This window comes from Pseudomonas sp. GM24 (genome assembly GCF_000282235.1).
Lineage (GTDB): Bacteria > Pseudomonadota > Gammaproteobacteria > Pseudomonadales > Pseudomonadaceae > Aquipseudomonas.
In genome coordinates this window covers 1-22,277 of sequence record NZ_AKJR01000084.1, presented here as the reverse complement: position 1 = coordinate 22,277, position 22,277 = coordinate 1, and the positions used below count along the sequence as shown (strand labels likewise).

24 protein-coding genes, 1 tRNA gene and 1 pseudogene are annotated in these 22,277 nt (G+C 57.8%); 8 read left to right on the top strand and 18 right to left on the bottom strand.

Features of this window, described 5'->3' with window-relative positions; translation table 11 throughout:
• Positions 1–156 precede the first annotated feature (156 nt).
• Together PMI23_RS12445 and PMI23_RS12440 are read left to right on the top strand one after the other, a co-directional pair.
• Positions 157–459 (top strand): hypothetical protein, encoded by a 303-nt coding sequence (locus tag PMI23_RS12445; protein ID WP_007913487.1) that lies wholly within the window; start codon positions 157–159, stop codon positions 457–459.
• A gap of 288 nt (positions 460–747) precedes the next feature.
• The gene (locus PMI23_RS12440; protein WP_003179963.1) at positions 748–960 is read left to right on the top strand and encodes a cold-shock protein; all 213 of its coding nucleotides are present in this window, start codon (positions 748–750) and stop codon (positions 958–960) included.
• A gap of 71 nt (positions 961–1,031) precedes the next feature.
• Here the strand turns inward: PMI23_RS12440 and PMI23_RS12435 are convergent, their stop codons facing one another.
• Positions 1,032–1,349, bottom strand: a complete 318-nt coding sequence (locus PMI23_RS12435; RefSeq protein ID WP_007913486.1) for an I78 family peptidase inhibitor — start codon at positions 1,347–1,349, stop codon at positions 1,032–1,034.
• 169 nt (positions 1,350–1,518) lie between these two features.
• A complete protein-coding gene (locus tag PMI23_RS12430) occupies positions 1,519–1,824 on the bottom strand; it encodes a hypothetical protein (RefSeq protein ID WP_007913485.1) in 306 nt (101 codons plus the stop codon).
• A gap of 131 nt (positions 1,825–1,955) precedes the next feature.
• Here PMI23_RS12430 and PMI23_RS12425 point away from each other — a divergent pair, with 131 nt between their 5' ends.
• Positions 1,956–2,168, top strand: a complete 213-nt coding sequence (locus PMI23_RS12425) for a hypothetical protein (protein ID WP_007913484.1) — start codon at positions 1,956–1,958, stop codon at positions 2,166–2,168.
• Between the two features lie 32 nt (positions 2,169–2,200).
• On the opposite strand, the gene PMI23_RS12420 is transcribed toward PMI23_RS12425, so the two are convergent.
• The 8 genes from PMI23_RS12420 to PMI23_RS12385 all read right to left on the bottom strand — a co-directional run bounded on the left by PMI23_RS12420 (position 2,201) and on the right by PMI23_RS12385 (position 9,819).
• Complete coding sequence (locus tag PMI23_RS12420) at positions 2,201–3,229, bottom strand: nucleoside hydrolase (protein ID WP_007949847.1); 1,029 nt, start codon at positions 3,227–3,229, stop codon at positions 2,201–2,203.
• Positions 3,230–3,261: 32 nt separating this feature from the next.
• Positions 3,262–3,666: a D-ribose pyranase gene (gene rbsD / locus PMI23_RS12415; protein ID WP_007913481.1), complete on the bottom strand. Its 405-nt coding sequence runs from the start codon at positions 3,664–3,666 to the stop codon at positions 3,262–3,264.
• Positions 3,663–4,580 carry a ribokinase gene (rbsK, locus tag PMI23_RS12410; RefSeq protein WP_007913480.1) on the bottom strand — a complete coding sequence of 306 codons (918 nt, stop codon included), beginning with the start codon at positions 4,578–4,580 and terminating at the stop codon, positions 3,663–3,665. Before rbsK ends, rbsD begins: the two co-directional genes overlap by 4 nt.
• A gap of 24 nt (positions 4,581–4,604) precedes the next feature.
• The gene (locus tag PMI23_RS12405; RefSeq protein ID WP_007913479.1) at positions 4,605–5,624 is read right to left on the bottom strand and encodes a LacI family DNA-binding transcriptional regulator; all 1,020 of its coding nucleotides are present in this window, start codon (positions 5,622–5,624) and stop codon (positions 4,605–4,607) included.
• 3 nt (positions 5,625–5,627) lie between these two features.
• Complete coding sequence (locus tag PMI23_RS12400; protein ID WP_007913478.1) at positions 5,628–6,605, bottom strand: ABC transporter permease; 978 nt, start codon at positions 6,603–6,605, stop codon at positions 5,628–5,630.
• A complete protein-coding gene (locus tag PMI23_RS12395) occupies positions 6,602–8,155 on the bottom strand; it encodes a sugar ABC transporter ATP-binding protein (RefSeq protein WP_007913477.1) in 1,554 nt (517 codons plus the stop codon). The genes PMI23_RS12400 and PMI23_RS12395 overlap by 4 nt, the downstream gene beginning before the upstream one ends.
• 56 nt (positions 8,156–8,211) lie before the next feature.
• On the bottom strand, positions 8,212–9,168 hold the full coding sequence (locus PMI23_RS12390; protein ID WP_007913476.1) for a sugar ABC transporter substrate-binding protein: 957 nt from the start codon (positions 9,166–9,168) through the stop codon (positions 8,212–8,214).
• Positions 9,169–9,369: 201 nt separating this feature from the next.
• Positions 9,370–9,819: a hypothetical protein gene (locus tag PMI23_RS12385; RefSeq protein WP_007913475.1), complete on the bottom strand. Its 450-nt coding sequence runs from the start codon at positions 9,817–9,819 to the stop codon at positions 9,370–9,372.
• Between the two features lie 348 nt (positions 9,820–10,167).
• Here PMI23_RS12385 and PMI23_RS12380 point away from each other — a divergent pair, with 348 nt between their 5' ends.
• From PMI23_RS12380 to PMI23_RS12370, 3 genes are all read left to right on the top strand, one after another.
• On the top strand, positions 10,168–11,256 hold the full coding sequence (locus tag PMI23_RS12380) for an asparaginase (protein ID WP_007913474.1): 1,089 nt from the start codon (positions 10,168–10,170) through the stop codon (positions 11,254–11,256).
• A gap of 198 nt (positions 11,257–11,454) precedes the next feature.
• Complete coding sequence (locus tag PMI23_RS12375; RefSeq protein ID WP_090282667.1) at positions 11,455–11,724, top strand: DUF1654 domain-containing protein; 270 nt, start codon at positions 11,455–11,457, stop codon at positions 11,722–11,724.
• Positions 11,725–11,728: 4 nt separating this feature from the next.
• A complete protein-coding gene (locus tag PMI23_RS12370; protein WP_007913472.1) occupies positions 11,729–12,418 on the top strand; it encodes an endonuclease in 690 nt (229 codons plus the stop codon).
• 57 nt (positions 12,419–12,475) lie between these two features.
• On the opposite strand, the pseudogene PMI23_RS29265 reads toward PMI23_RS12370, so the two are convergent.
• A pseudogene (locus tag PMI23_RS29265) lies at positions 12,476–12,707 on the bottom strand (SIP domain-containing protein); the annotation flags it as partial.
• A 16-nt stretch (positions 12,708–12,723) separates the two neighbouring features.
• Entirely contained in the window at positions 12,724–13,092 is a 369-nt protein-coding gene (locus PMI23_RS12365; RefSeq protein ID WP_007913471.1) for a hypothetical protein, read from the bottom strand.
• 250 nt (positions 13,093–13,342) lie between these two features.
• On the opposite strand from PMI23_RS12365, the gene csrA reads away from it, so the two are divergent.
• On the top strand, positions 13,343–13,537 hold the full coding sequence (gene csrA / locus PMI23_RS12360; RefSeq protein WP_003179932.1) for a carbon storage regulator CsrA: 195 nt from the start codon (positions 13,343–13,345) through the stop codon (positions 13,535–13,537).
• Between the two features lie 218 nt (positions 13,538–13,755).
• Here the strand turns inward: csrA and PMI23_RS12355 are convergent, their stop codons facing one another.
• Positions 13,756–14,211: a DUF2214 family protein gene (locus PMI23_RS12355; RefSeq protein WP_007913470.1), complete on the bottom strand. Its 456-nt coding sequence runs from the start codon at positions 14,209–14,211 to the stop codon at positions 13,756–13,758.
• A gap of 579 nt (positions 14,212–14,790) precedes the next feature.
• Positions 14,791–14,867: transfer RNA gene (locus PMI23_RS12350), tRNA-Val, on the bottom strand.
• 183 nt (positions 14,868–15,050) lie between these two features.
• Here PMI23_RS12350 and PMI23_RS12345 point away from each other — a divergent pair.
• Complete coding sequence (locus tag PMI23_RS12345) at positions 15,051–16,334, top strand: NAD(P)/FAD-dependent oxidoreductase (protein ID WP_007913469.1); 1,284 nt, start codon at positions 15,051–15,053, stop codon at positions 16,332–16,334.
• A 42-nt stretch (positions 16,335–16,376) separates the two neighbouring features.
• Here PMI23_RS12345 and PMI23_RS12340 read toward each other — a convergent pair whose 3' ends face one another.
• Genes PMI23_RS12340 through PMI23_RS12325 form a run of 4 tightly spaced genes read right to left on the bottom strand, consistent with a single transcriptional unit; the run spans position 16,377 to position 21,951 of the window.
• The gene (locus PMI23_RS12340; RefSeq protein ID WP_007913468.1) at positions 16,377–17,348 is read right to left on the bottom strand and encodes an XdhC family protein; all 972 of its coding nucleotides are present in this window, start codon (positions 17,346–17,348) and stop codon (positions 16,377–16,379) included.
• Position 17,349: 1 nt separating this feature from the next.
• Entirely contained in the window at positions 17,350–18,585 is a 1,236-nt protein-coding gene (locus tag PMI23_RS12335) for a c-type cytochrome (protein WP_007913467.1), read from the bottom strand.
• A gap of 2 nt (positions 18,586–18,587) precedes the next feature.
• Positions 18,588–19,127 (bottom strand): (2Fe-2S)-binding protein, encoded by a 540-nt coding sequence (locus PMI23_RS12330; RefSeq protein ID WP_007913466.1) that lies wholly within the window; start codon positions 19,125–19,127, stop codon positions 18,588–18,590.
• Complete coding sequence (locus PMI23_RS12325) at positions 19,120–21,951, bottom strand: xanthine dehydrogenase family protein molybdopterin-binding subunit (RefSeq protein ID WP_007913465.1); 2,832 nt, start codon at positions 21,949–21,951, stop codon at positions 19,120–19,122. The genes PMI23_RS12330 and PMI23_RS12325 overlap by 8 nt, the downstream gene beginning before the upstream one ends.
• Positions 21,952–22,277 lie beyond the last annotated feature (326 nt).

The following is a 22,277-nucleotide window of genomic DNA, read 5'->3' as shown; positions in this document are numbered from 1 at the left end:
GAACGCTTGAGCCCGGCATGCTAGCACAGATGAGCGGTCACTTATGCCTCTGTTTTGCCAGAAGGCAAATCGTCCGTTTTTATGCCAGAGTGATGAACTTGATGGCCCCTTCAGCCCTCAGATAACAAGACATTGACCCACAAGGAGCATCCTCGCATGCGTCTGAATACCCTGTTCGCCGTCGTCGCCCCTATCGTTATGCTGCTACCGCTGAGCGCCCACGCCGACTGGCCGAAGGGCGAGCGTGAGAAGTACATGGAGCAGTGCACCCAAGCGGCAACTCCGCAAATTGGCGCTGCTGCAGCCAAATCGCACTGTGCTTGTGGTGCTGATGCCATCAAGTCCTATCCTGCCGCCGACATTCAGGCGCTGATGGACAATAAGGCCTCCCCAGAACTGCAGCAAAAAGCACTGGGTCAAATTGCCAAATGCAAGGCAAATACACCGGCGAAAAAGTGATCAAAACACCTTTCTGACCCGGCTCAGCGCCCCTGAAACGGGCTGATTTTGAGCCTTTTCAGACGATTTATGCAGGTTTTACAGGTTTTTTTATTGTCTTTACGTTCTGCCAAAAGCCTTGTAAACCGGGGCTTTCAGCCGAATCAGGCAGTAAAGAAAACACGTCTGATTGGCAAACAGCACGTCCGGGGGGCTACCAAAGCGAACATTTCGACTATGATACCCGGGTGTGCCCAGTTGGCCTGAGCAGCACAGTACTGAAAAATATATGTTTCTTGGAGATACACCATGTCTAATCGCCAAACCGGCACCGTTAAGTGGTTCAACGATGAAAAAGGCTTCGGCTTCATCACTCCTCAAGGTGGCGGTGACGACCTGTTCGTACACTTCAAAGCTATCGAATCCGACGGTTTCAAAAGCCTGAAAGAAGGCCAGACCGTCTCTTTCGTGGCTGAGAAAGGCCAAAAGGGTATGCAAGCTGCACAGGTTCGCCCAGAGTAATTTCTGCGCGCACTAAAAAACCCCGTCCATGTGACGGGGTTTTTTATGCCTGCAACAAAAGCCTTCGCTGATCAGCCGCAGTTGACGCGTGTGATCACCAGGTTGTTGTCGGTGTTCAGATTCAAGCGATCCGAGCGGTACTCGAGCGTGATCATGTCATTCGGCTTGAGGAAGCGGGCATTCTGCGCCCCGGCTTTGTTGCGCGCCTGCTCCAGCAGCTCTGGCGAAGCTTTCTTGCCAATGGCGAACTCCGCCGCCGTGGCTTCACAGCGGCTGTGACCGGCTTCGGTCGCCGCAGATTCCTTTGCCGACTCGCTGGAGGTCGTGCTGCAACCGGCCAACATGGCGGCGGCCATAAGTGCACCCAGTGTCGCGAACTTCAAAGGCATGAAGCCTCCTTGTTTTCAAAATGGTTAAGCTGAGATCGTGCGACCGCCATTCCGGCGTTTGGTTTCACGGCCAAGGCCATCACCCTGCCCCACGATTGGAAAAACGCCGAGTGTGCCTGAGCGGCATGCGTCTATTCATCAATCAATCGTGACTGAATATTAACGGCGCTCAGTAGACGTCGATGTAGTCATACGGCGGATTCGGCCAGTTGTCCTTCAGCGCGTTGAAAATCTGCATCACCCACACCTCATCACTGGCCGCGACATTGCCCACATACCCTGAACCCTTGGCCCAGGTTTCCAGGCGAAACAGCAAACCGTCGATATCCTGCCCACCGGTAACGCCGGAAGAAATGTAAGCGATACCGCCCTTGGTCACGCGCAGTTGCGTGTGTTCGTCATCGCTGGCCGAAGCGAGCAACTGGCGCACCGCATCGAGCGTGAGGCCGTCAGGGGTATTCAAATCGATCTGCACAGAACGGTCCTTGGAAAGCCTTGAAATACCAAGTGTCGCATAGCGCTCCGTTCATGCCTAAGTCGCAGTGCCAAATGCCCGACAAAATGGTTAACTCGAATCCATGATCTTCCGACTTTTCGAGCGCTCTCATGACCACCATCAGCATCGACGCCGCCATTAATGCCAAATGGACAGACGGACACAGCTCTTACAGCCCGGGAACCACCGAGGAGCTTGCGCTGATTGGTATCGATCTATTGGTCAAGGAGTTGGGCACTGAAGCGGCCAAGCACTTCATCAAGCAGATTTTCGAGCGTTACCCGACCGAACAGGTCGCGCATAAACACGCAGAGAAGGGATAAAACCCGCAGGCTGGCACCTGCGGGCGAATGATTTACTTCAGACGCTTCAGACGCTCGGTCAGCAAGTCAAAGAAACCCTGAGCATCGCCATTTTCAACCCAAAAGGCGTTCTTGGGTGCCTTCAGGCCGTCGTACCAATCGACGATGGTCTGACCAAAAGTCGGCCCTTCACGACTATCCACCACAACATTCACCGAACGACCGGTGAACAGTTCCGGCTTGAGCAGATAAGCCACAACGGTCGCGTCATGCACCGGGCCACCCGGAATACCGTAGTGTTCCATATCGCCTTTGATGTACTCGTTGAGAATGTCGCCGACAATCTTGCTCGCGTTGTTGTTCAGTGCAGCGATTTGTTTCAGGCGTGCATCACTGGTGAGGATCTTGTGGGTCACGTCCAGCGGCAGGTAAGTCAGTTTCACGCCGCTTTTCAGCACGACTTCAGCCGCTTGCGGGTCAGCAAACAGGTTGAACTCGGCCACTGGGGTGATGTTGCCTCCGTTGAAGTGCGCACCGCCCATGATCACCACTTCCTTGATGCCCTGAACGATTTCAGGCTCCTGGATCAGCGCCAGCGCCAGGTTGGTCTGCGGCCCGAGCATGGCGATGGTGATGCTGTGCGGCTTGGCTTTTTTCAGGGTATCGATCAGATAGTTGACGGCATTACCTTCAGCCAGACCCTTTTTCGGTTCGTGCACGGTGACACCCGACAGGCCTTCCTTGCCATGGATGTTCTCGGCGTAGATAGGGGTGCGCATCAGCGGCTTCGGCGCACCGGCATAAACCGGTACATCTTCGCGCCCTGCCCACTCGCGAGCGAGTCGTGCGTTACGCGACGTCTTGTCGAGGCGCACATTGCCGGCCACGGTGGTCAGCGCGCGAATGTTCAGCTCGTCCGGCGAGGCCAGGGCGAACAGCAAGGCAACCACATCATCGGCACCCGGGTCGGTGTCGATAATCAGGTCGATTTTCTCCGCCGCCTGGGCGCCGGTGGCAGTGATTACGGACAAAAGCAGAAAGCTCCGGATGAATTGATGCAGTTTCTGAGCATAGCGTTGCATGGCGCATTCCTTGTGCATGTGGAATCGAAAAATCAGAACGTAACTCCGGCGACCAGCACGATATTGCAGTACGGCTGGCATTCGCCTGTACGAACAATCGCCCGAGCCTGTCGGCTGAGAACCTTGAATTGCTCGTGACTGAGCAGATCACGACGACCGAGAGCACCTTCTTCATTCAACGCATCCAGCGTATTCAACGCGGTCGGCTGTTTGTCGAAGATTTCCTTGGCCAGTGCATGGCTTTCCACCTGCATCTCGCTGAGCACGACTTTCAGGGTGCTGACGAAATCCGGTACGCCATGGGTCAGCGCCAGATCAATCAGCTCGACACCAGGCGGCACCGGCAACCCGGCGTCACCAATGACCACCATGTCGCCGTGGCCCAGAGAAGCAATCAGCCGCGACAATGCGACGTTGAGCAGAGGAGTCTTTTTCATGCGGGTTTAAACGCCTGTACGTCGGACTGGGTTGGAATTGACGGTTGCGCACCGGCGCGGGTTACCGACAGCGCGGCGGCAATCTGTCCGTAGCGAATCGCCTCGGCCTCGGACCTGCCATTGGCCAGCGCCGCCGCAAAGCCACCGACAAATGTGTCTCCGGCGGCAGTGGTGTCGACAGCCTTCACTTTCGGTGCCGGGAAATGCTCAAAGCGTTGGCCATCGGCAAACAGCGAACCTTGAGCACCGAGCGTAATGATGACTTTGCCCGCCCCCATGGCGATCAACTGGCTGGCGGCACTTTCTGCGCTTTCCAGCGAGTCCACCGATAATCCGCTCAACACGGTCGCTTCGCTCTCGTTGGGGATCAGGTAGTCGATCGCGGCAAACCAGTCTGCCGGCAGTGGACGACTGGCTGGCGCCGGATTAAGGATGACAACTTTACCCAGCGCGCGCGCACGTTTGAGCGCATGCCCCACTGTCGCATCCGGAATTTCGAGCTGGCAGATGATCACGTCGGCGGCCTGCAGCACCGCATCAAAACGGTCGATCACTGCGGGCGTCATGGCGCCATTGGCGCCGGCGACAATGACAATGGCGTTCTGACTGTTGTCATCGACCACGATCAACGCCACACCACTGGAATCATCGACAGTGCTGACGGCCTGACAATCGATCTGCTCGGCCAACAAGGCGTTGCGTAATTGCACGCCATAGTCGTCATTGCCAACGCAACCGACCATCGCGACCTGAGCACCCAAACGCGCCGCCGCCACCGCCTGATTGGCACCCTTGCCGCCAGAAACCGTGGCAAACGAATGACCGATCAGCGTTTCACCGCCGACGGGCAGCCGCGGTGCCCGGGTCACCAGATCCATGTTCAGGCTGCCTATTACCACTACATTTGCTGGCATACATCATTACTCGTCAATTCGGTTTCAGCGATATTCGGTGAACACGCCGGACAACGGTGCGGTCGATTCGCGCAAAACAATACTCGGGGTCACGATCCGCTGATCAGTGCCCAGATTCGGCGTAGCGATCCTTCGCAGCAGTACTTCGGCCGCCATCTCGCCCAACTGCAGGATCGATTGCCCCACAGTGGTGAGTGCCGGATACACGTAACGACTCATCTGGATATCGTCGAAACCGATCACCGACAACTCGCTCGGCACACGAACATTGCGCTCTGCCGCGGCGCGCAGCACGCCGATACCGATCATGTCGTTACCGGCAAAGATTGCGCTGGGCGGGTTACCCTCAAGCAGAATCGCCGCTGCACTGTATCCACCCGTACTGGTGAAATCACTTTCCAGCATGCGCTCCGGGCGGACTTCAACGCCCGCCTCTTTCAGCGCTCGGCAATATCCGGCCAGACGCATCTGCGCCACACTGGTACTCGCCGGACCGCCAATGGTGGCGATGTCGCGATGCCCCAATTCCAGTAAATGCCGGGTCGCGAGGTAAGCGCCGTATTCATGGTCGATACGCACCAGATCAGCATCGACACCGTCCAGACCACGGTCGACGATGACCATCGGCGTTTTCACCCCGGCCAGCCCCTGCGCCAGTCCGCTGTCACCGCCAGCGGAAGCGACGATCAAACCGTCGATGCGCTTCTCCAGCAACACACGCAAATAGCTGCGCTGCTTTTCAGGATTGTCGTCGGAGTTACAGAGGATCACGCAGTAGCCGTTACGCTCGCAGTAATCCTCAATGCCCCGCGCCAGTTCCGCAAAGTACGGGTTGAGACTGTTCGGCACCAGCAGGCCAATGGTTGCAGTGGTCTTGGCCTTCAGCGAGCGCGCTACCGCACTCGGCACATAGTCGAGGCTCTTGATCGCCGCCTCGACTTTCAGCCGCACCTCCTGACTGACCGGCCGGGTGTTGTTCACCACATGCGACACCGTCGTGTAGGAAATTCCCGCGAGGGCTGCCACATCCTTGATCGTTGCCATGTTTTAGCCCCGGCGACTGGCGCGCTGACTGCGATAAGTGTCGAGCACCACCGCGATCACAATCACCGCACCGGTGATGATACGTTTGGTCGGCTCGGTCGCGCCGATCTGCGCCAGACCCGCCGCCAGCACGGAGATGATCAACACACCAAAGAAAGTGCTGATCACCGAGCCGCGCCCACCCATCAAACTGGTACCGCCAATGACCACAGCAGCGATCACTTGCAGCTCCAGACCGGAACCGGCGTTCGGGTCAGCGGCTTCCAGACGGGAAATCTGAAACAGCGCGGCGATACCGGCCAGCAGGCCCATCAAGCTGAACACCAGAATCTTGTAGGGTTTCGGATTGATCCCCGCCAGACGCACCGCCTCTTCGTTGGTGCCGATGCCGATCAGGTAGCGACCGAATACGGTGCGGGTCAAAACCGCTTGAGCAATGATGATCACCAGCAGAGCAATGATGAACGACGGCGAGATGCCGAACGCGATCGGGTTCGACAGCCAGGCGAACGAATCACCGATGTACGCGGTGCGCGATCCGGTCATCTGATACGCCAGACCCCGAGCCATTTCCAGCACACCCAGAGAGACGATGAACGATGGAATCCGCCACGCAACAGTAATCGAACCGGTGACGGTACCGGCCAGTGCCGCCACCGCCATGCCGAGCAATGCCGACGGCAAAACGCCCCAGCCCCAGCCGAGAATCGCGACGCTGACGGTCGAAGCGGCCAATGCGAGCACCGAGCCCACCGACAGGTCGATGCCGCCGATGATCAACACGAAAGTCATGCCGACCGCCAGCACCATCAGGTCAGGAATCTGGTTGGCCAGGGTGCTGAAGGTGTTATAGGACAAAAAGTGGCTGCTCAAGACCGAGAACAGCGCAATCATCGCCAGCAAGGCACCGGCCAGGCCCAGATAAGTGCCCAGACCATAGAAGTTGCCACTACGTTTGCCGGCAGGAGATGCAGTTTTCATGGGAGATCCCTAGGCGCCGCTTCGTTGAGCAACGCATCACGTTTTTGGTAGCCGGCGAACGCGGCGGCAAGCAAGTCATCCTGGGTCCAGCTGTCACGCTCGAAAGTGTCAATCAGCCGCCCGGCGGACAGCACGCCGATCCGGTCGCAGATCAGCATCAGCTCACGCAGGTCACTGGACACCACCACCAGCGCTTTGCCCTGGCGCGTCAGTTCGCCGAGCAGGGCATAAATGTCAAACTTGGCGCCGACGTCGATGCCACGGGTCGGTTCGTCGAACAGCAGCACTGAACAGTCGCGCTCCAGCCAGCGGCCGATCACGACCTTTTGCTGGTTGCCACCGGACAACTCTGAAACCAATTGTGTCGGGCTCGAGCTGCGGATGCGCATGGCGTCGATCTGACGCTGCGCCAGAGCGATCTCGTCGCCGTTGTTGACGACACCGCCACTGGAAATTTCCGGCATGTTGCCGAGTGCGATGTTGGCACTGATCGACTGACTGAGCAGCAGGCCTTCACCCTTGCGGTCTTCGGTAATCAACGCGATACCGTTGCGTACCGCATCGACCGGCGAGCGCACACTGACCACTTTGGCCGGGGAGCCGAGCGCGATGGTGCCGCTGTCGGCAACGTCCGCACCAAAAATCAGGCGCAGCAGTTCTGTGCGCCCTGCCCCGATCAGTCCGGAAATCCCGAAGATCTCGCCGGCACGCACTTCGAACGAGACATCGCGCACTTTGTCAGAGCGAGTCAAACCCGTGACAGTCAGCGCCGGAGCACCGATCTTGCGCGGGCCCATGTCGATGTGCTCGCCCAGTTCGCGACCGACCATCAGCGTGACCAGTTGCTCGCTGTTGTAATTGGCCATCGGCTCGACGCAGACCAGATTGCCGTCACGCAGCACGGCAATCCGTTGCGCGACGCGGGCCAGTTCTTCGAGACGGTGGGAAATGTAGATGATCGAGACGCCGCGTGCCTGCAAGCGGGTGATCTGCTCAAAGAGCATTTCGACTTCACGTGCGGTCAGCATCGCGGTCGGCTCATCGAGAATCAGCACGTGGCAATCGCCGATCAGGTTACGGGCGATTTCGACCATCTGCTGATGCCCGATACCCAACTCGCCAACCAGCGTATCCGGATCGATCGCGTCGAGACCGACCTGCGCCATGGCTTCGATCGCGGCTTTGCGCAACTGCTTGCGGCTGATCCAGCCGCCGTTGCTTGGCAGGTTGTCGAGAAACAGGTTCTCCGCCACCGACAGGGTCGGCAACAGATTGAGTTCTTGCATGACCATACGCACGCCGAGCTCTTCAGCCTGGGTACGGCTGCCCGGACGATAGTCCTTGCCGTGGAATTGCATCTGGCCGGTGGTCGGTGTGACCAGTCCGCCAATGATTTTCGACAGGGTACTTTTGCCGGCGCCATTCTCGCCGGTCAGCGCCAGCACTTCACCGCGCATCAGCGTCAAGTCGATGCCGGTAAGCACCGGTTGCGCATAGGTCTTACCGATACCGCTGACCGAGAGGACAGCGTTCGGGGCGGAAACTGACATAAAAACTCTCCATGCGCTCGCCCGGACGGACGAGCGCCGTTGTGTCGCCAGAAGACTTACTGGGTGACCAGCTCGACCGGTGTTTCGATCACACCATTGGCGCCGCTGTCGACTTTCTCGCCCTTGATGATTTTCAACGCGGTTTCGATACCGAACACAGCTTGCTTGGCAGCGAACTGGTCAGCGGTGGCCAGCACGCGGCCATCTTTCAACATCGGCTTGATGGCATTGATGTTGTCGTAACCGACGACCTTCACCTGCCCAGCCTTGCCGGCGGCACGCACAGCAGAGACAGCGCCTACTGCCATGCTGTCGTTGCCGGCCAGCAGCGCTTTGACGTCCGGGTATTCGCTGAGAATCGAAGCGGCAACCTTGTTGCCTTTGTCGATTTCCCAATCACCGGATTGCAGGGAAACGATCTTGATCTGTGCAGCGTCCATCGCATCCTTGAAGCCAGCGGTGCGCTGCTGGGCGTTGGTGGTCGTGGACACACCTTCAATGATGCCGACTTCGTCACCGGCCTTGAGCTGCTTGGCCAGATATTCACCGACCAGACGCGCACCTTTGCGGTTGTCCGGACCTACGAAGGGCACGCTGATGTTTTTGCTTTTGACGATGGCCGGATCGAGCTGGTTGTCGATGTTGATCACGGTGATGCCGGCATCGACGGCTTTCTTGATCACCGGCACCATGGCTTTGGAGTCAGATGGGGCGATAACCAGCGCGTTGACCTTGGCCAGGATCATCTGCTCGACGATGCGAGTCTGGCCGGCAGTATCCGTTTCGTCCTTGATACCGTTAGAGATCAGGTCGAAATCGGCGGAGTGTTCTTTCTGGTAGGCCTTGGCGCCATCTTCCATGGTCAGGAAGAATTCGTTGGCCAGTGACTTCATGACCAGCGCGACTTTGGGTTTCTCGGCAGATTCGGCGAATGCCGAAGAGACAGGTAGTGCGGCGGCTGTGGCAGCCAGCATAGCGACAGCAAGAAGACGTCCAGCGAATGGCAGCTTCATGGGTTCACTCCGATCTTATGATTATTGTGAGCAACGCTTGCGCTGACGTAAGCTACATGGCTTTCTTGCGGGCCATACAGCGCCGTGAAAGCCGCGCAAACGTTTGCGTAGACCGAACTATGCGAATCCCGCCGACATTTGTCAACAATCAGAAATCGTCATTTGTTGTAGGGCGAATCGTCGGACTCGCCCCTTCACTACTTATGCCGTGGTGCTGACCAGATTACCGCTGGTGGAACTCTTCGTCATTTCCTTGACCAGTGCACCGGCCACTTCTGCCATCGCAGCGCTGGTTTGCGCGATTTGCCCCTGAATGGACATCACCGCTTGCGATTTGGCCTCAGGCGTCGGATAGGTCTTGGCTTGTGCGGCCGCCAGTTGTTGTTGCTGCTCCTGAAGTTGCTTTTGCAGTTCCTGCATTCGCTTGAGCAGCATCTTGACCGTGACGCTCAGGTTGTCGCCGCTTTCAGCCTTGCTGTCTTCTGGCGCGGCGGCGCCACCGGTCCTGACCTGATTGTTCGATTCCTTCTCAGTGCCCAGCGCCTCGGTGGAAGCCTCCGCTCCCGCCTCGCTCAATGCATTGATAGTCGCTGCGGTTTTGCCGCCGATGGTGACTGCCGCAGGATTAGATAAACCGACCGTCAGTGACATGTGAACTCCGTAGATTCTGTTTCCTTGGACAACCATCGGCCCCCGCGAAAGTTTCTTTAGCAGAAAAGCCGAAACCGGCCACTCGAAATACTCGACAAAAGCAGTAGTCCTTTTCGGAGAGCCGAACGCGAAAGTGTCCATCGTTCGGAAAACCGGATAAACGATTCACCCCGACATTTTCAAACCCATAAAATCTTGATGTAAATCATCAAGTTAAACATTTCTCTGACGCAAAGTACGGCTGGTACAGATCCTGCTCCCCTCACCGCACCCCAAGCATTCAGATCGGCTTGGGGCGCATCTAGATGAACCTGCATCAGCACCGTCTCACTACTAGAGAGAAAAATAATGAAATCTGCTTTCAACACTTTGGTTCCGGGCGCTTTGGCCCTGCTTCTGCTCTTGCCTTCCGCCCTTCAGGCGAAAGAAGTCGAAACCCAGACCAAGCTCGCTAACGTCGTGGTACTTGCAACAGGCGGCACCATCGCCGGTGCCGGCGCGAGCGCCGCCAATAGCGCCACCTATCAGGCGGCAAAGGTTGGCGTCGAACAATTGATCGCCGGCATTCCCGAGCTGAGCAAATTGGCGAACGTGCGTGGCGAACAAGTCATGCAGATTGCTTCGGAAAGCATCACCAACGAAAACCTGCTGCAACTGGGTCGTCGCGTGGCCGAACTGGCTGACAGCAAAGACGTCGACGGCATCGTCATCACCCACGGCACCGACACCCTGGAAGAAACCGCTTACTTCCTCAACCTGGTAGAAAAAACCGACAAGCCGATCATCGTCGTCGGCTCGATGCGTCCGGGCACGGCGATGTCCGCCGATGGCATGCTCAACCTCTACAACGCCGTGGCCGTGGCCAGCAGCAAAGAAGCGCACGGCAAAGGCGTACTGGTGACCATGAACGATGAAATCCAGTCCGGTCGCGACGTCAGCAAAATGATCAACATCAAGACCGAAGCGTTCAAAAGCGCCTGGGGTCCATTGGGCATGGTGGTTGAAGGCAAATCCTACTGGTTCCGCTTGCCAGCCAAGCGTCACACCATGGATTCGGAGTTCGACATCAAAAATATCAAGAGCCTTCCTGACGTAGAAATCGCTTATTCCTACGGCAACGTCAGCGATACCGCCTACAAGGCCCTCGCACAATCCGGTGCCAAAGCCATTATCCATGCCGGTACAGGTAACGGTTCGGTATCCTCCCGCGTGGTTCCGACCCTTCAAGCGCTGCGCAAGGATGGCGTGCAAATCATTCGTTCGTCCCACGTCAACGCTGGAGGCTTCGTTCTGCGTAACGCCGAGCAGCCAGACGACAAGTACGACTGGGTTGTGGCTCACGACCTGAACCCGCAAAAGGCCCGCATCCTGGCAATGGTCGCTTTGACCAAAACCAACGACAGCAAAGAGCTGCAACGGATGTTCTGGGAATACTGATTGACCTTCGCCCGATCAATTCTCGATCGGGCACCCTGCGCACTACTCGCCCAATGGGCGGGTGGTGCATCGCTTACAACTCTCTCGCACTTTTCCCACAAAAAAATCGACACGGCCTACACCAAATTCTGAAAACCGCTGTCAGAGGATTTTCTTGAATTTTAAGCAGTTGCGAAAATGCTTACAGTTAAATACTGTATGCACGTACAGCTTAATAAGGATAACCTCGTGGCCACTTCCCCAGATGCTCCTGACGCTTACGAACGCATGGGTATGCGCGTTCAAAAAATCATCAATTCGCCCACCGCTCAAAAAGCCAAAGCCGCACTGATCTTCCGCTTGCCCGACGAGCCGATGGACGACTGGGAGCGCCTGCTCGAGGAAATCGACGAGAACGACAACGTCACCCTCGCCTATCGCGACGACGGTGGCGTGCAGATTTTTTGGGTTGTGCCGAAGGAAGATTGATTCAATGAGTGTCCGTTGTTTTGCTTTGCTTTTTTTGTTCATCACCATGGGTGCCCAGGCTGGTGCACCCCGCACATTTACCGAAGCCAAGAAGGTCGCCTGGAAGCTGTACGCGCCACAGTCCACAGAGTTTTATTGCGGGTGCAAGTACACCGGCAACAAGGTTGATCTGAAAGCCTGCGGTTACGTACCGCGCAAGAACGCCAAGCGTGCGTCACGTATTGAATGGGAGCACATCGTGCCGGCTTGGCAGTTCGGCCATCAGCGTCAGTGCTGGCAGGAAGGCGGAAGGAAGAATTGCACCCGTTACGACCCAAGCTATCAGAAAGCCGAAGCCGACTTGCATAACCTGGTACCGAGCATTGGCGAGGTCAACGGAGACCGCAGCAACTTCAGCTACGGTTGGTTGCCGGTGCAATCCGGGCAATACGGCTCATGCCTGACCCAGGTCGACTTCAAGGCGAAGAAGGTAATGCCCCGCCCTTCGATTCGCGGCATGATCGCCCGTACGTACTTTTACATGAGCAAGCAGTACGGCTTGCGCCTGTCGAAACAGGATCGACAATTGTACGAGGCATGGGACAAGACTTACCCGGTGCAGGACTGGGAGCGTCAGCGCAATCAAAGCGTGGCGTGCGTGATGGGGCGCGGCAACGAATTTGTCGGGCCGGTGAACATGAAAGCCTGCGGTTGATTGCAGCACGAAAAAGGCCTCGAACATAACGTTCGAGGCCTTTTTATTTTGTGCTTGGCTGGCCGTCTTATTGTGCCGCCAGTAGCCCATCAGATTAAGTGTCTCACGAGGTATGAACGCGCTCTTTGATCTGGTATCTGCGCAAGCTCATCACGGCTGCCGACTCTCCGGCAATCCAGCCGTAAAAGCCTTCAGTGGCGGTGTCGGCGATTTCCCAGAGAATGTCCTTTTCTATGTCGACGTCAGCCAATTCAATCGTTTGTCCCGCTGAAGACGCATGAACGGGCAGAAACACGCGCGCACGTTTACGGCGCGAGCGGATGCTCGACCAACACCGATTCAACGTTCTGCTTCTTGGCCTTCACCAAAGCCGCATCCACCTGCACCTTACGCGCCTCAGCTTCAGCCTGAGAGTTGAACGGACCAATCAGAATTCGCGTTTTGCCGCTGCTGTCCTTGATCACCGTAGGCACAAAGGCGTGCTCGATCAGCCAGCCACTCAGGTCGCTGACAGCTTGTGGCGTTTCGCCGCGCACTTCGAGATCCCATTGTGGTGCCACAGCCGCCGACGGCGCCGTTACTGCAGCCGATTGTGGTTTTGGTGCGTCTACACTCTTGCCTTCACCACACCCTGCCAATACCAGTGCCGCGACTACCCAAACCAATTTGCGCACAACGCTTTCCTCGAAATTCTCAAAGCCGCGATCTTATCATTCATAAATACTTCGCGAGGCCCGCAAAATGGGCACAAAACAACGAGATTGATGGTTGCAGCCTCTGTATAGTTACGCCCTGGGAATTAATGCCGCTTCTGCGCGTCAGAAAGAGGCACCCAAACCGTGAGACTTCGCACTAATCTATACGTACCACCGACCTCTGCACTGTCTGAATCAGGTGCCCTACAAAGCAATCAAGGAGAAGACCATGCTGATACTCACCCGCAAAGTCGGTGAAAGCATAAACATTGGTGATGACATTACGATCACCATTCTGGGCGTAAGCGGCCAACAGGTCCGCATTGGTATCAACGCTCCGAAAAACGTTGCCGTGCACCGTGAAGAGATTTACCAGCGCATTCAGGCTGGCCTGACCGCCCCGGACAAGCCACAAACTCCCTGAGCCGCATCGCAGTCAGTAGCCAGTCCGTTTACCTCGTGGAATGACTGGCTAGAGATTCACGCGCCGTTTTGCCATCCGCTTCCCAAGCTCCTTGGGCACGGCGCCTGACACATGATCCTTCCGCGTTATCCTCCCGCCCTTTCTGCTGATCGATACTACCGAGCATTCTCAAGGCTGGCTGTCGGACATTTCCGATAGAGCGAAGGGAATTCGCCCTCCTACCCGAACGTCACACCACGTGCCATGCCTGTGGCTGCAACCATCATCAGCACCATTAGCAGCGCTTCGACGTGACTGATGCGTGCAAACAACTTTGCTCTCCCAGTATCGAGTACCGTCCCCCGCGCCTTGGCGATCCGCCATTTGATCAGCGTGATCATCGGCGCAAGCTCCATCAACAGAATCAGAACGAACAGCGTCATCTTCAGGTGAAACAGCGGCTGATGAAGATAATAGTCAGTGCCTTTTTCGTAACCGCCAAAGGCTCGCATCCCGCCCGTGATCAACAAGATCAGCGCGCAAATCCCCCAGAAATTGTCAGCCAGCAGAACCCGACCGGCCTCCCCCGTCCCGGCCGCCAGGCGACTGAACGCCGTCCCACGCGTCAGTACCGCCCAAAAACCCAAGGCAAATGCCAGCAGATGAACAGCTGCAAGAAACCAATGAACCAGCATCGATACACCCTCATCAGAAAGAGTTGAAAATCGGCCAGTCAGTAGTAGTTGAAAAAACAAGGATTTGCCTGCGGGGTGTCGCCAGGCTTTCAAGAGAGATCGAAAGGAGAGATTTCAGCCAGTTGAGGTAAATCGCAGGCAAAAAAAATCCCAAGCAGCTGATGGAAGCTTGGGATTTAAAAATGCATAAACCGTGGTGGTGAACGCGGGGCGGATGTTACTTAATTCAACGGACAGTAACAACGTTTTTTTGATAACTGGCTGGTTAGTAACACTCGTAAGCTGTTCAATATCCACACTTTTTCAAAGGATGCATGCGACGAGTGGCGATTTTTCAAGCGCCCGACGGAATCATTTGCACCAAAAGCAAAACCTGCCTCGGCGTAGGAACCGTTGGCGAAGCAGTAAGAACCAAGAAGGTCTACTTATGGAAATTCGAATGCCCTGAGATCGTCTAAACGCGAAGTCGAACAGGCGCCCTGATGAGGGCTTTGCAAAAGTTTTGTAAATCGCAGACAACAAAAAAGGGCCCACCTTTCGGTGAGCCCTTCTAGACCGCCCAGCAGAGCGGATTTTGTTTGGTAGGCGCGATTGGACTCGAACCAACGACCCCCACCATGTCAAGGTGGTGCTCTAACCAACTGAGCTACGTGCCTGCTGTGAGGCGGCATTCTACGGAATTCCGGAGGGGTGTCAACACCTTTTTTTCACCTAACCCTATGAATATGCAAAATATTTAATTTCGGGGCTCCGACGAAGATTTTCCGGTGGCTGGCGGAGGTTTTTCAACTCGGGTAGGATCGACGCACTCGTAAAATATATTAAACAGAGGCTGCAGGATGGCGAACACCCTTTACCCAGAGTCCTATTACGCTGCGTCGGCCAACGCCGTACCGCCCCGCCCTGCCTTGCAGGATGATGTGGAGACGGACGTCTGTGTGATCGGCGCCGGGTATACCGGATTGTCATCAGCGCTGTTTCTGTTGGAGAACGGTTTTCGCGTCACCGTCCTGGAAGCGGCCAAGGTCGGGTTCGGCGCCTCCGGGCGTAATGGCGGACAGATCGTCAACAGCTATAGCCGTGACATTGACGTCATCGAACGCAGCGTCGGCCCCAAACAGGCGCAACTGCTCGGGCAGATGGCGTTCGAAGGCGGCAGGATCATTCGCGAGCGCGTGGCCAAGTACAACATCCAGTGCGACCTGAAGGACGGCGGCGTATTCGCAGCCCTTACCGCCAAGCAGATGGGCCATCTGGAATCGCAGAAACGCCTCTGGGAGCGTTTCGGCCATACGCAACTCGAGTTGCTCGATCAACGCCGCATCCGCGAAATGGTTGCCTGCGATCAGTACATTGGCGGCATGCTCGACATGAGTGGCGGCCATATTCATCCGCTGAACCTTGCGCTCGGCGAAGCAGCGGCGGTCGAGTCACTCGGCGGCACGATCTATGAACAGTCACCCGCCGTACGCATCGAGCGCGGCGCCAACCCGGTGGTGCACACGCCGCAGGGCAAGGTCAGGGCCAAGTACATTATCGTCGCCGGCAACGCTTACCTCGGCAATCTGGTGCCGGAGCTTGCGGCCAAATCGATGCCGTGCGGCACACAAGTAATCACCACCGAGCCGCTGGGTGACGAGCTGGCGAAAGCGCTGCTGCCGCAGGACTACTGCGTTGAAGACTGCAATTACCTGCTCGACTACTACCGCCTCACGGGCGACAAGCGCCTGATCTTCGGCGGTGGCGTGGTGTATGGCGCGCGCGATCCCGCCAACATCGAATCGATCATCCGCCCGAAAATGCTCAAGGCCTTTCCGCAACTCAAGGATGTGAAGATCGACTACGCCTGGACCGGAAATTTCCTGCTGACTCTGTCGCGCTTGCCACAGGTTGGGCGCCTGGGCGACAACATCTATTATTCGCAAGGTTGCAGCGGCCATGGCGTGACCTACACGCATTTGGCGGGCAAGGTCCTCGCCGAAGCATTACGCGGTCAGGCCGAGCGCTTCGATGCATTTGCTGACTTGCCGCACTACCCGTTCCCCGGCGGACAACTGTTGCGCACGCCGTTTGCCGCACTGGGCGCATGGTATTACGGGCTACGCGATAAATTCGGGATGTAAAAAAGGGCCGCTGATCGCGGCCCTATTTATTGAACACAGCACTCAGAGCTGATCCCGAGCAATCCCGCTGCGGATGCGCAAGATATCCGCCAACACTGCCAAGGCAATTTCCGCCGGCGTCTTGCTGCCGAGGTTCAGACCAATCGGCGCATGAATCCGCGCCAGCTCAGCCTCGCCCAAGCCGCCAATCCGACGTAACCGCTCGAAGCGCTTCTGCGAGGTCTGCAGCGAACCCATCACGCCAATGTAGAACGCTTCGGTGCGCACCGCCTCCATCATCGCCAGATCGTCGATGCGCGGGTCATGCGTCAGCGCCACCACCGCCGTATCACGATGACAGCCACCATCAGCAATAAACACCGACGGCAATTGCCGACGAATTTCCACGCCATCCAGCACCACGCCTTCCAGCACTTCATCGCGCGGATCACAGAGAATCACCTCAAACCCGAGGCCAACGGCAAACTCAGCACACGCCTGCGCCACACTGGAATACCCAGCGAGCAACAAACGCTGGGCCGCGCCGACACGAATGCGCACCCGATCAATCTCGCGCTCGATCCGCGCACCCTGCTCGCGATCAGCGAACAAAGTGCGCGCACCACTGGCCAGATCAACCTCGCGAATCAAGCGACGCTGACCAAGCAGCGCCGACTCCAATTCGCGCAGATGCGCCTGCACCTCGCAGCCAGCGTCAAATTTCTCTACCAGCACATCGAGAATGCCGCCACAGGGCAGACTGACCCGCGAGCGCGGATCGTCGCCTTCGCCGTAACGCACGACATTGACTGCATCGAGAAACGCACCTTCGGCGACGCGCTCAAGGAAATCTTCCTCGACGCAACCACCCGAAAGCGAGCCGATCCACTGTCCGCCATCGTTCACCGCCAGCAGCGAACCCGGCGCGCGCGGTGCCGAGCCGTAAGTGGTCAGCACGGTGCAGAGCCAGATGCGCCGCCCTGCCACCGACCACTCCAGCGCTCGCCGCACTACTTGTAGATCGAGATGCTGCATGTCAGTGCGCCTTGTGCTCGATGGACGGTGCGTCGGCCTGCAGTTTCTGCACATCGCTCACCGCCAGTTCAGCCGACTGACCGCCCCAACCTTGACGCAAGTAGTTGAGCAGGTCGGTCAGTTGTTCAGGCTTTAGCTTGCCGGCGAAACCCGGCATCGGCTGCATGTGCTCGAAGCCGGAGAACTTCTGCTCGCCGATCCCATCCTCGATCACCCGCAACAGGTTGCGTGGGTCTTCCAGGCGCAGTGTGGTGTTGCCGCGCATGGCCACCGCAATGTGCGGCTTGCCTTCGCCACCGACCGCATGACAACCGGCGCAGACGTTCAGGTATTCCTGCTGGCCGCGCTGAGCGCTGGCGCTGAGTTTCTCTACCGGCACTTCAACCAGCGCTTTGGCTGCCGGCGGTTTGTCGCCGAGCAGGAACGTCGCCATCGCCGCCAGATCGGTATCGTTCAGGCCCTGCGTGCTGTTGTGGAACACCGGGAACATCTCGCTGAACATCGTCCCTTGCGCACTCATGCCGTGCTTGAGGAACGTGCTGAGATCCTGCTCGTTCCAGCCGCGCGCGGCCAGATCAGTGGCCAGCAGGCTCGGCGCCAGGTAGCCATTGAGGATGCCGCCGGTCAGGCGTTTATCCAATTGCATCGCCCCCGGCAGACCACGCGGGGTGTGGCATTCGCCGCAGTGACCGAGCACTTCGACCATGTACTGGCCGCGCTTCCAGGCTTCACTTTTGCCTTCGGCCGACTCCAGCTTCAGCGCTTTGCCGTACATCATGTTCCAGCCGATCAAGCCCGGACGCACGTTGAACGGAAAGCTCAGGCTGGTGACCGGTGCTGCGCGCTCGATCGGCTCGATGGTTTTCAGGTACGCATGGATCGCGTCCGAATCTTCACGCGGCATCAGGTGATACGAGGTGTACGGCATCGCCGGATAGAGGTTGGCGCCGTCACGACGCTTGCCTTCAGTCAGCGCAGCAAAGAACTCGTCATCGTTGTACAGACCGATGCCGTGCTCTTTGCTCGGTGTGATGTTGGTGCCGTAGATCGTGCCGAACGGTGAAACGATCGGCAGACCACCGGCAAACGGTGCGCCGCCCGCTGCCGTGTGGCAGGCCATGCAGTCGGCCGCGCGGGCGAGGTATTCGCCGCGCTTGACTTGATCATCGGCGTGGGCAAACAACACCGGCGCAGCGAGACCGACCGCCAAGGTCAGGCGGGTCAGAAAAAGCTTCATGCTTAACCCTCCTTGACCAGGCCGAGATCGGTCAGCACGTTGCGGGTGGCGTTGTAATAACGCACGTACCCGGTGCAACGGCAGACGTGATGGCCGAGGCTGTCCTCGATGACTTGTTCGAGCTTGCTCTGCACGGTCGGCTGGCGTTGCAGCTTTTCCACCAGCACGGTCGCGGCGTTGACGAAGCCCGGTGCGCAGTAGCTGCACTGGAAGGCGAACTCGTCGACGAAGCGCTGCTGGATCGGGTTCAGCTCAGTGACCTGGCCCGATTCGTCACGCTTGGCGTGGGATTCGATGGTGCGGACTGTCTTGCCTTCGAAGTAATGCGCGCCGGTGATGCAGGTGCGCACTTCCTCGCTGGTGCCGTCCGGGTTGTCGACGATCACCACGCAGGCGTGGCAGATACCCTGACCGCAGCCCAGACGCGAACCGGTGAGATTTTTGTATTCGTGCAGGTAGTCGATCATCGGCAGGTCATCAGGGATGTCCACCGGGCCGACGGATTGACCATTGAGGGTCAGTTGAAACGGACGGTTAGCCATTGAGGGCCTCCTTGATGCGCGCAGCAGTGATTGGCAGATCGCGAACACGTTTACCGATGGCGTGCGCCACGGCGTTACCGATGGCACCGACGATCGGGATCATCACCACTTCGGCGATGCCTTTGGACGGATCGCTTGGCGACAGCGGCGGCAGAATCTCCGCGGTCTGCTTCCACACCGCAACGTGACGCGCCATCGGCAGACGGTAACGGTTGAAGTTCCAGTCACCCTCCCCCGGCCCACCTTCGTACAGCGGCATCTCTTCCATCAAGGCGTGACCGATGCCCATGGCGATACCGCCTTCGAGCTGGCCCTTGACCAGTTCTTCGACCAGCACACGACCGCACTCGACCCACGAATGGTGGTTGAGCACCTCTACATCCAGCGAGCCCTTGTTGACCTTCAGCTCGACCAGCGTGGCGACCGGGCTGTAATAAGTCACGGCAGCGTTGTTCAACTGCACAACCGGGTAATTGATGTTCTGGCGATCCAGCAGGTGGAAACCAGACGTGGCCATCAACGCTTTCTTCGCTTTCGGCGCGCCGTCACCGTATTTCACGGCGAGACCATCGAGCGGCAGACGCTCGCGCACGCCGTCGATGCTGTATTCGGCCTCGGCCCAGCTCCAGCGGTTGAACGCGTGAACGGTGGCGCCAGTCACCAGACCACGCTCGTGAGCGCGCTTGGCCAGCTCTTCGAAGCTCAGCGGCTGCATGCCGTTAGCCGTGAGTTTGCCGTCGACCCAATGCGCATCTTCGCGACGCACAACGTAAGGGTTGGCTTGACCGCCGTAAGGACCCTGACGCCAGATTTCCATGGCCGCCGGCCACAAACCGTTGTTGAACAGCACTCGCGCCGCTTCACGGGTGGCGTGACTGAAGTAGTACGCCGAGTTGGTCGCCGACGAGGCCGAAGCCAATTTGCCGACCCAACGCGGGTTGCGCAGCAGATTGTCCTGTTCGGCCTGGCTCATGATGTAAGGGTTGCCGCTGGTGATTAGCTGCATTTCCTTCCATTCGGTTTCGCCAGTCTTCACTTCGTGCGCCGGGCTGCCAAGAAAATCAGCTACGACCAAGGCTTGCGAGGTGGACATGCCGGTACCGATTTCAATGCCGATATGGCGCAGGGTGATGCGACCGTCAGCAGTGAATTCGATACTGGCCATCGGCGCTTCCGAACCGGTGCCGAAGTCCTTCTGGCAGATGGCGAAACCGACGCCGTACCAGTTATCCGGGTCTGCGGCTTCGCGCTGTTTCTTGATCGCGTCGCGGTTTTTCCAGACTTCGTGCACCGAGGCCTTGTCGAGGATTTCGTGCAGACGCAAGGCACCGGCCGGGATCGCGCCCTGGGTGTTTTTCATACCGGAACGCAGAGCATTCTTGCGACGCAAGTCGATGGCATCGACACCGAGGCGGTTGGCGATTTCGTCGACCATCATCTCGGTCGCCGCCATGCTTTGCAGGGTGCCGTAACCACGCATCGAACCGGCCTCAACACCACGCGAGTGGTAGGCAGTAACTTGCAGGTCGTTCTGCGGCATGTAGTAGATCGACTGCGCCGCCGTGGCGCCAACTGCGGCTACCGATGGGCTGTAGTTGATCCGGCCACCACCGTCGACGCTCATTTCGGCGCGGAAAATCTTGAAGCTGTAGTCGTTCTTGTCCACGGCCAATTGGTAGCGGATGTCGAACGGGTGACGCTTGATACCGCTCTGGAATTGCTCGTAGCGGTCGTTGGCCAGACGCACTGGCACACCGGCGCCGTACAGCGCAGCAAGGGCTGCGTAGTAGACGAAGATGTTGTGGTCTTTGGAACCGTAACCGACGGTGTAACCCGGGTGCATGTTCAGGTTATCGAGGCCGAAACGCGACGGCGCGATCATTTTCGCGGTCTCGGTCGCAGCTTCCAGTGGGCACTGGGTGGCTACCACGAAGTGCAGAGTCTTGGTTTTCGGATCGTACCAGCCGTTGCCGTTGTCCGGCTCCATGGCGGCCGGTTCGATCGACGGGGTTTTGTAGCGCTCGTCGAACACCAGCCAGTTGTCCGGCGGCGTATCGATCTCTTGCTTCATGCGGTCGGCGTAAAACAGGCCACGCTCGGTCAGGTTGCCGTGCAGGTTCGGCTGGGAATTCCATACCGGACGACGGTTTTTCAGCATCGGGAACAGGATCGAGTCCTTGAGGCTGGCGAATTCGTCTTCGTCTGCCGAGGTCGCGCCGCCCACACGTACGTAGCGGAAGCTGCCATACGGATCGCCTTCGTAGAACGGCACTTTTGCACCGTAACGAATCGCTTTGTCATTGAATTTGAGTTTGTTCTTGGCCTGACGGAAACGCTCGAAGTCGTTCCAGATCAGGATCGCCACAGGATGACCGATGAACATCGGCACCTTGCCTTCCGGCAGCAGTGGATCCGGGGCGTGCTCTTCCGGGAAGACGATGCCGTCCTTGTCCAGATCCGCGGCGGTGACGATGCGATCAGGCTGCAAATCGGCGCCGAGCCACGACAGGTCGTAACCGGCGTAGATGCGGTCAGCCTTGATGGTTTTCAGCAGCATGGCGTGGCCTTGCTGCTCGGGCCAGCCCGGCATGTCCTTGGAGCGGATGTCGCGGGCAAAGACTTTGCTGCCGCAGACTTTGGACAGTGCGTCGTTACGCTGACGCGCCTTGCCATTGTTGCCGAGCCATTTCTCGGACGGCACGGTGACGCTGTTTTCCATCAAGGCAGCCAGCGCCTGACTGCTGAGCGGCGTGAGCGTGACGCTCACACCCGCCACCAGCCCGCCCTGGAGGAACGAGCGCCGGGATATTTCACGGTTGGACATGGATCATCCTCTGGGCGGTTATGTGTCCGCCCTTCTGGTTATCTACTGGGGAATCTCGAGTCTTGCAGAAGCCCTTTCTGGCGAAACAAAGGGCGTGTTGACAGTGCAAAGCTGACCGAAGGGTTAACTTTAAAGGTTTCTGCGCTCGCAGCAAACAACCAGTTACGAAAATTTGACTAAAGAATCAAAAAATCAATGCGACGTGGCACCGCAGGATGTTTACAGGCATCCCTTGCAGGAGCTGTCGAGTGAAACGAGGCTGCGATCTTTTAATCCTGTTTTTTACGATCAAGATCAAAAGATCGCAGCGTGCCGCAGCTCCTACA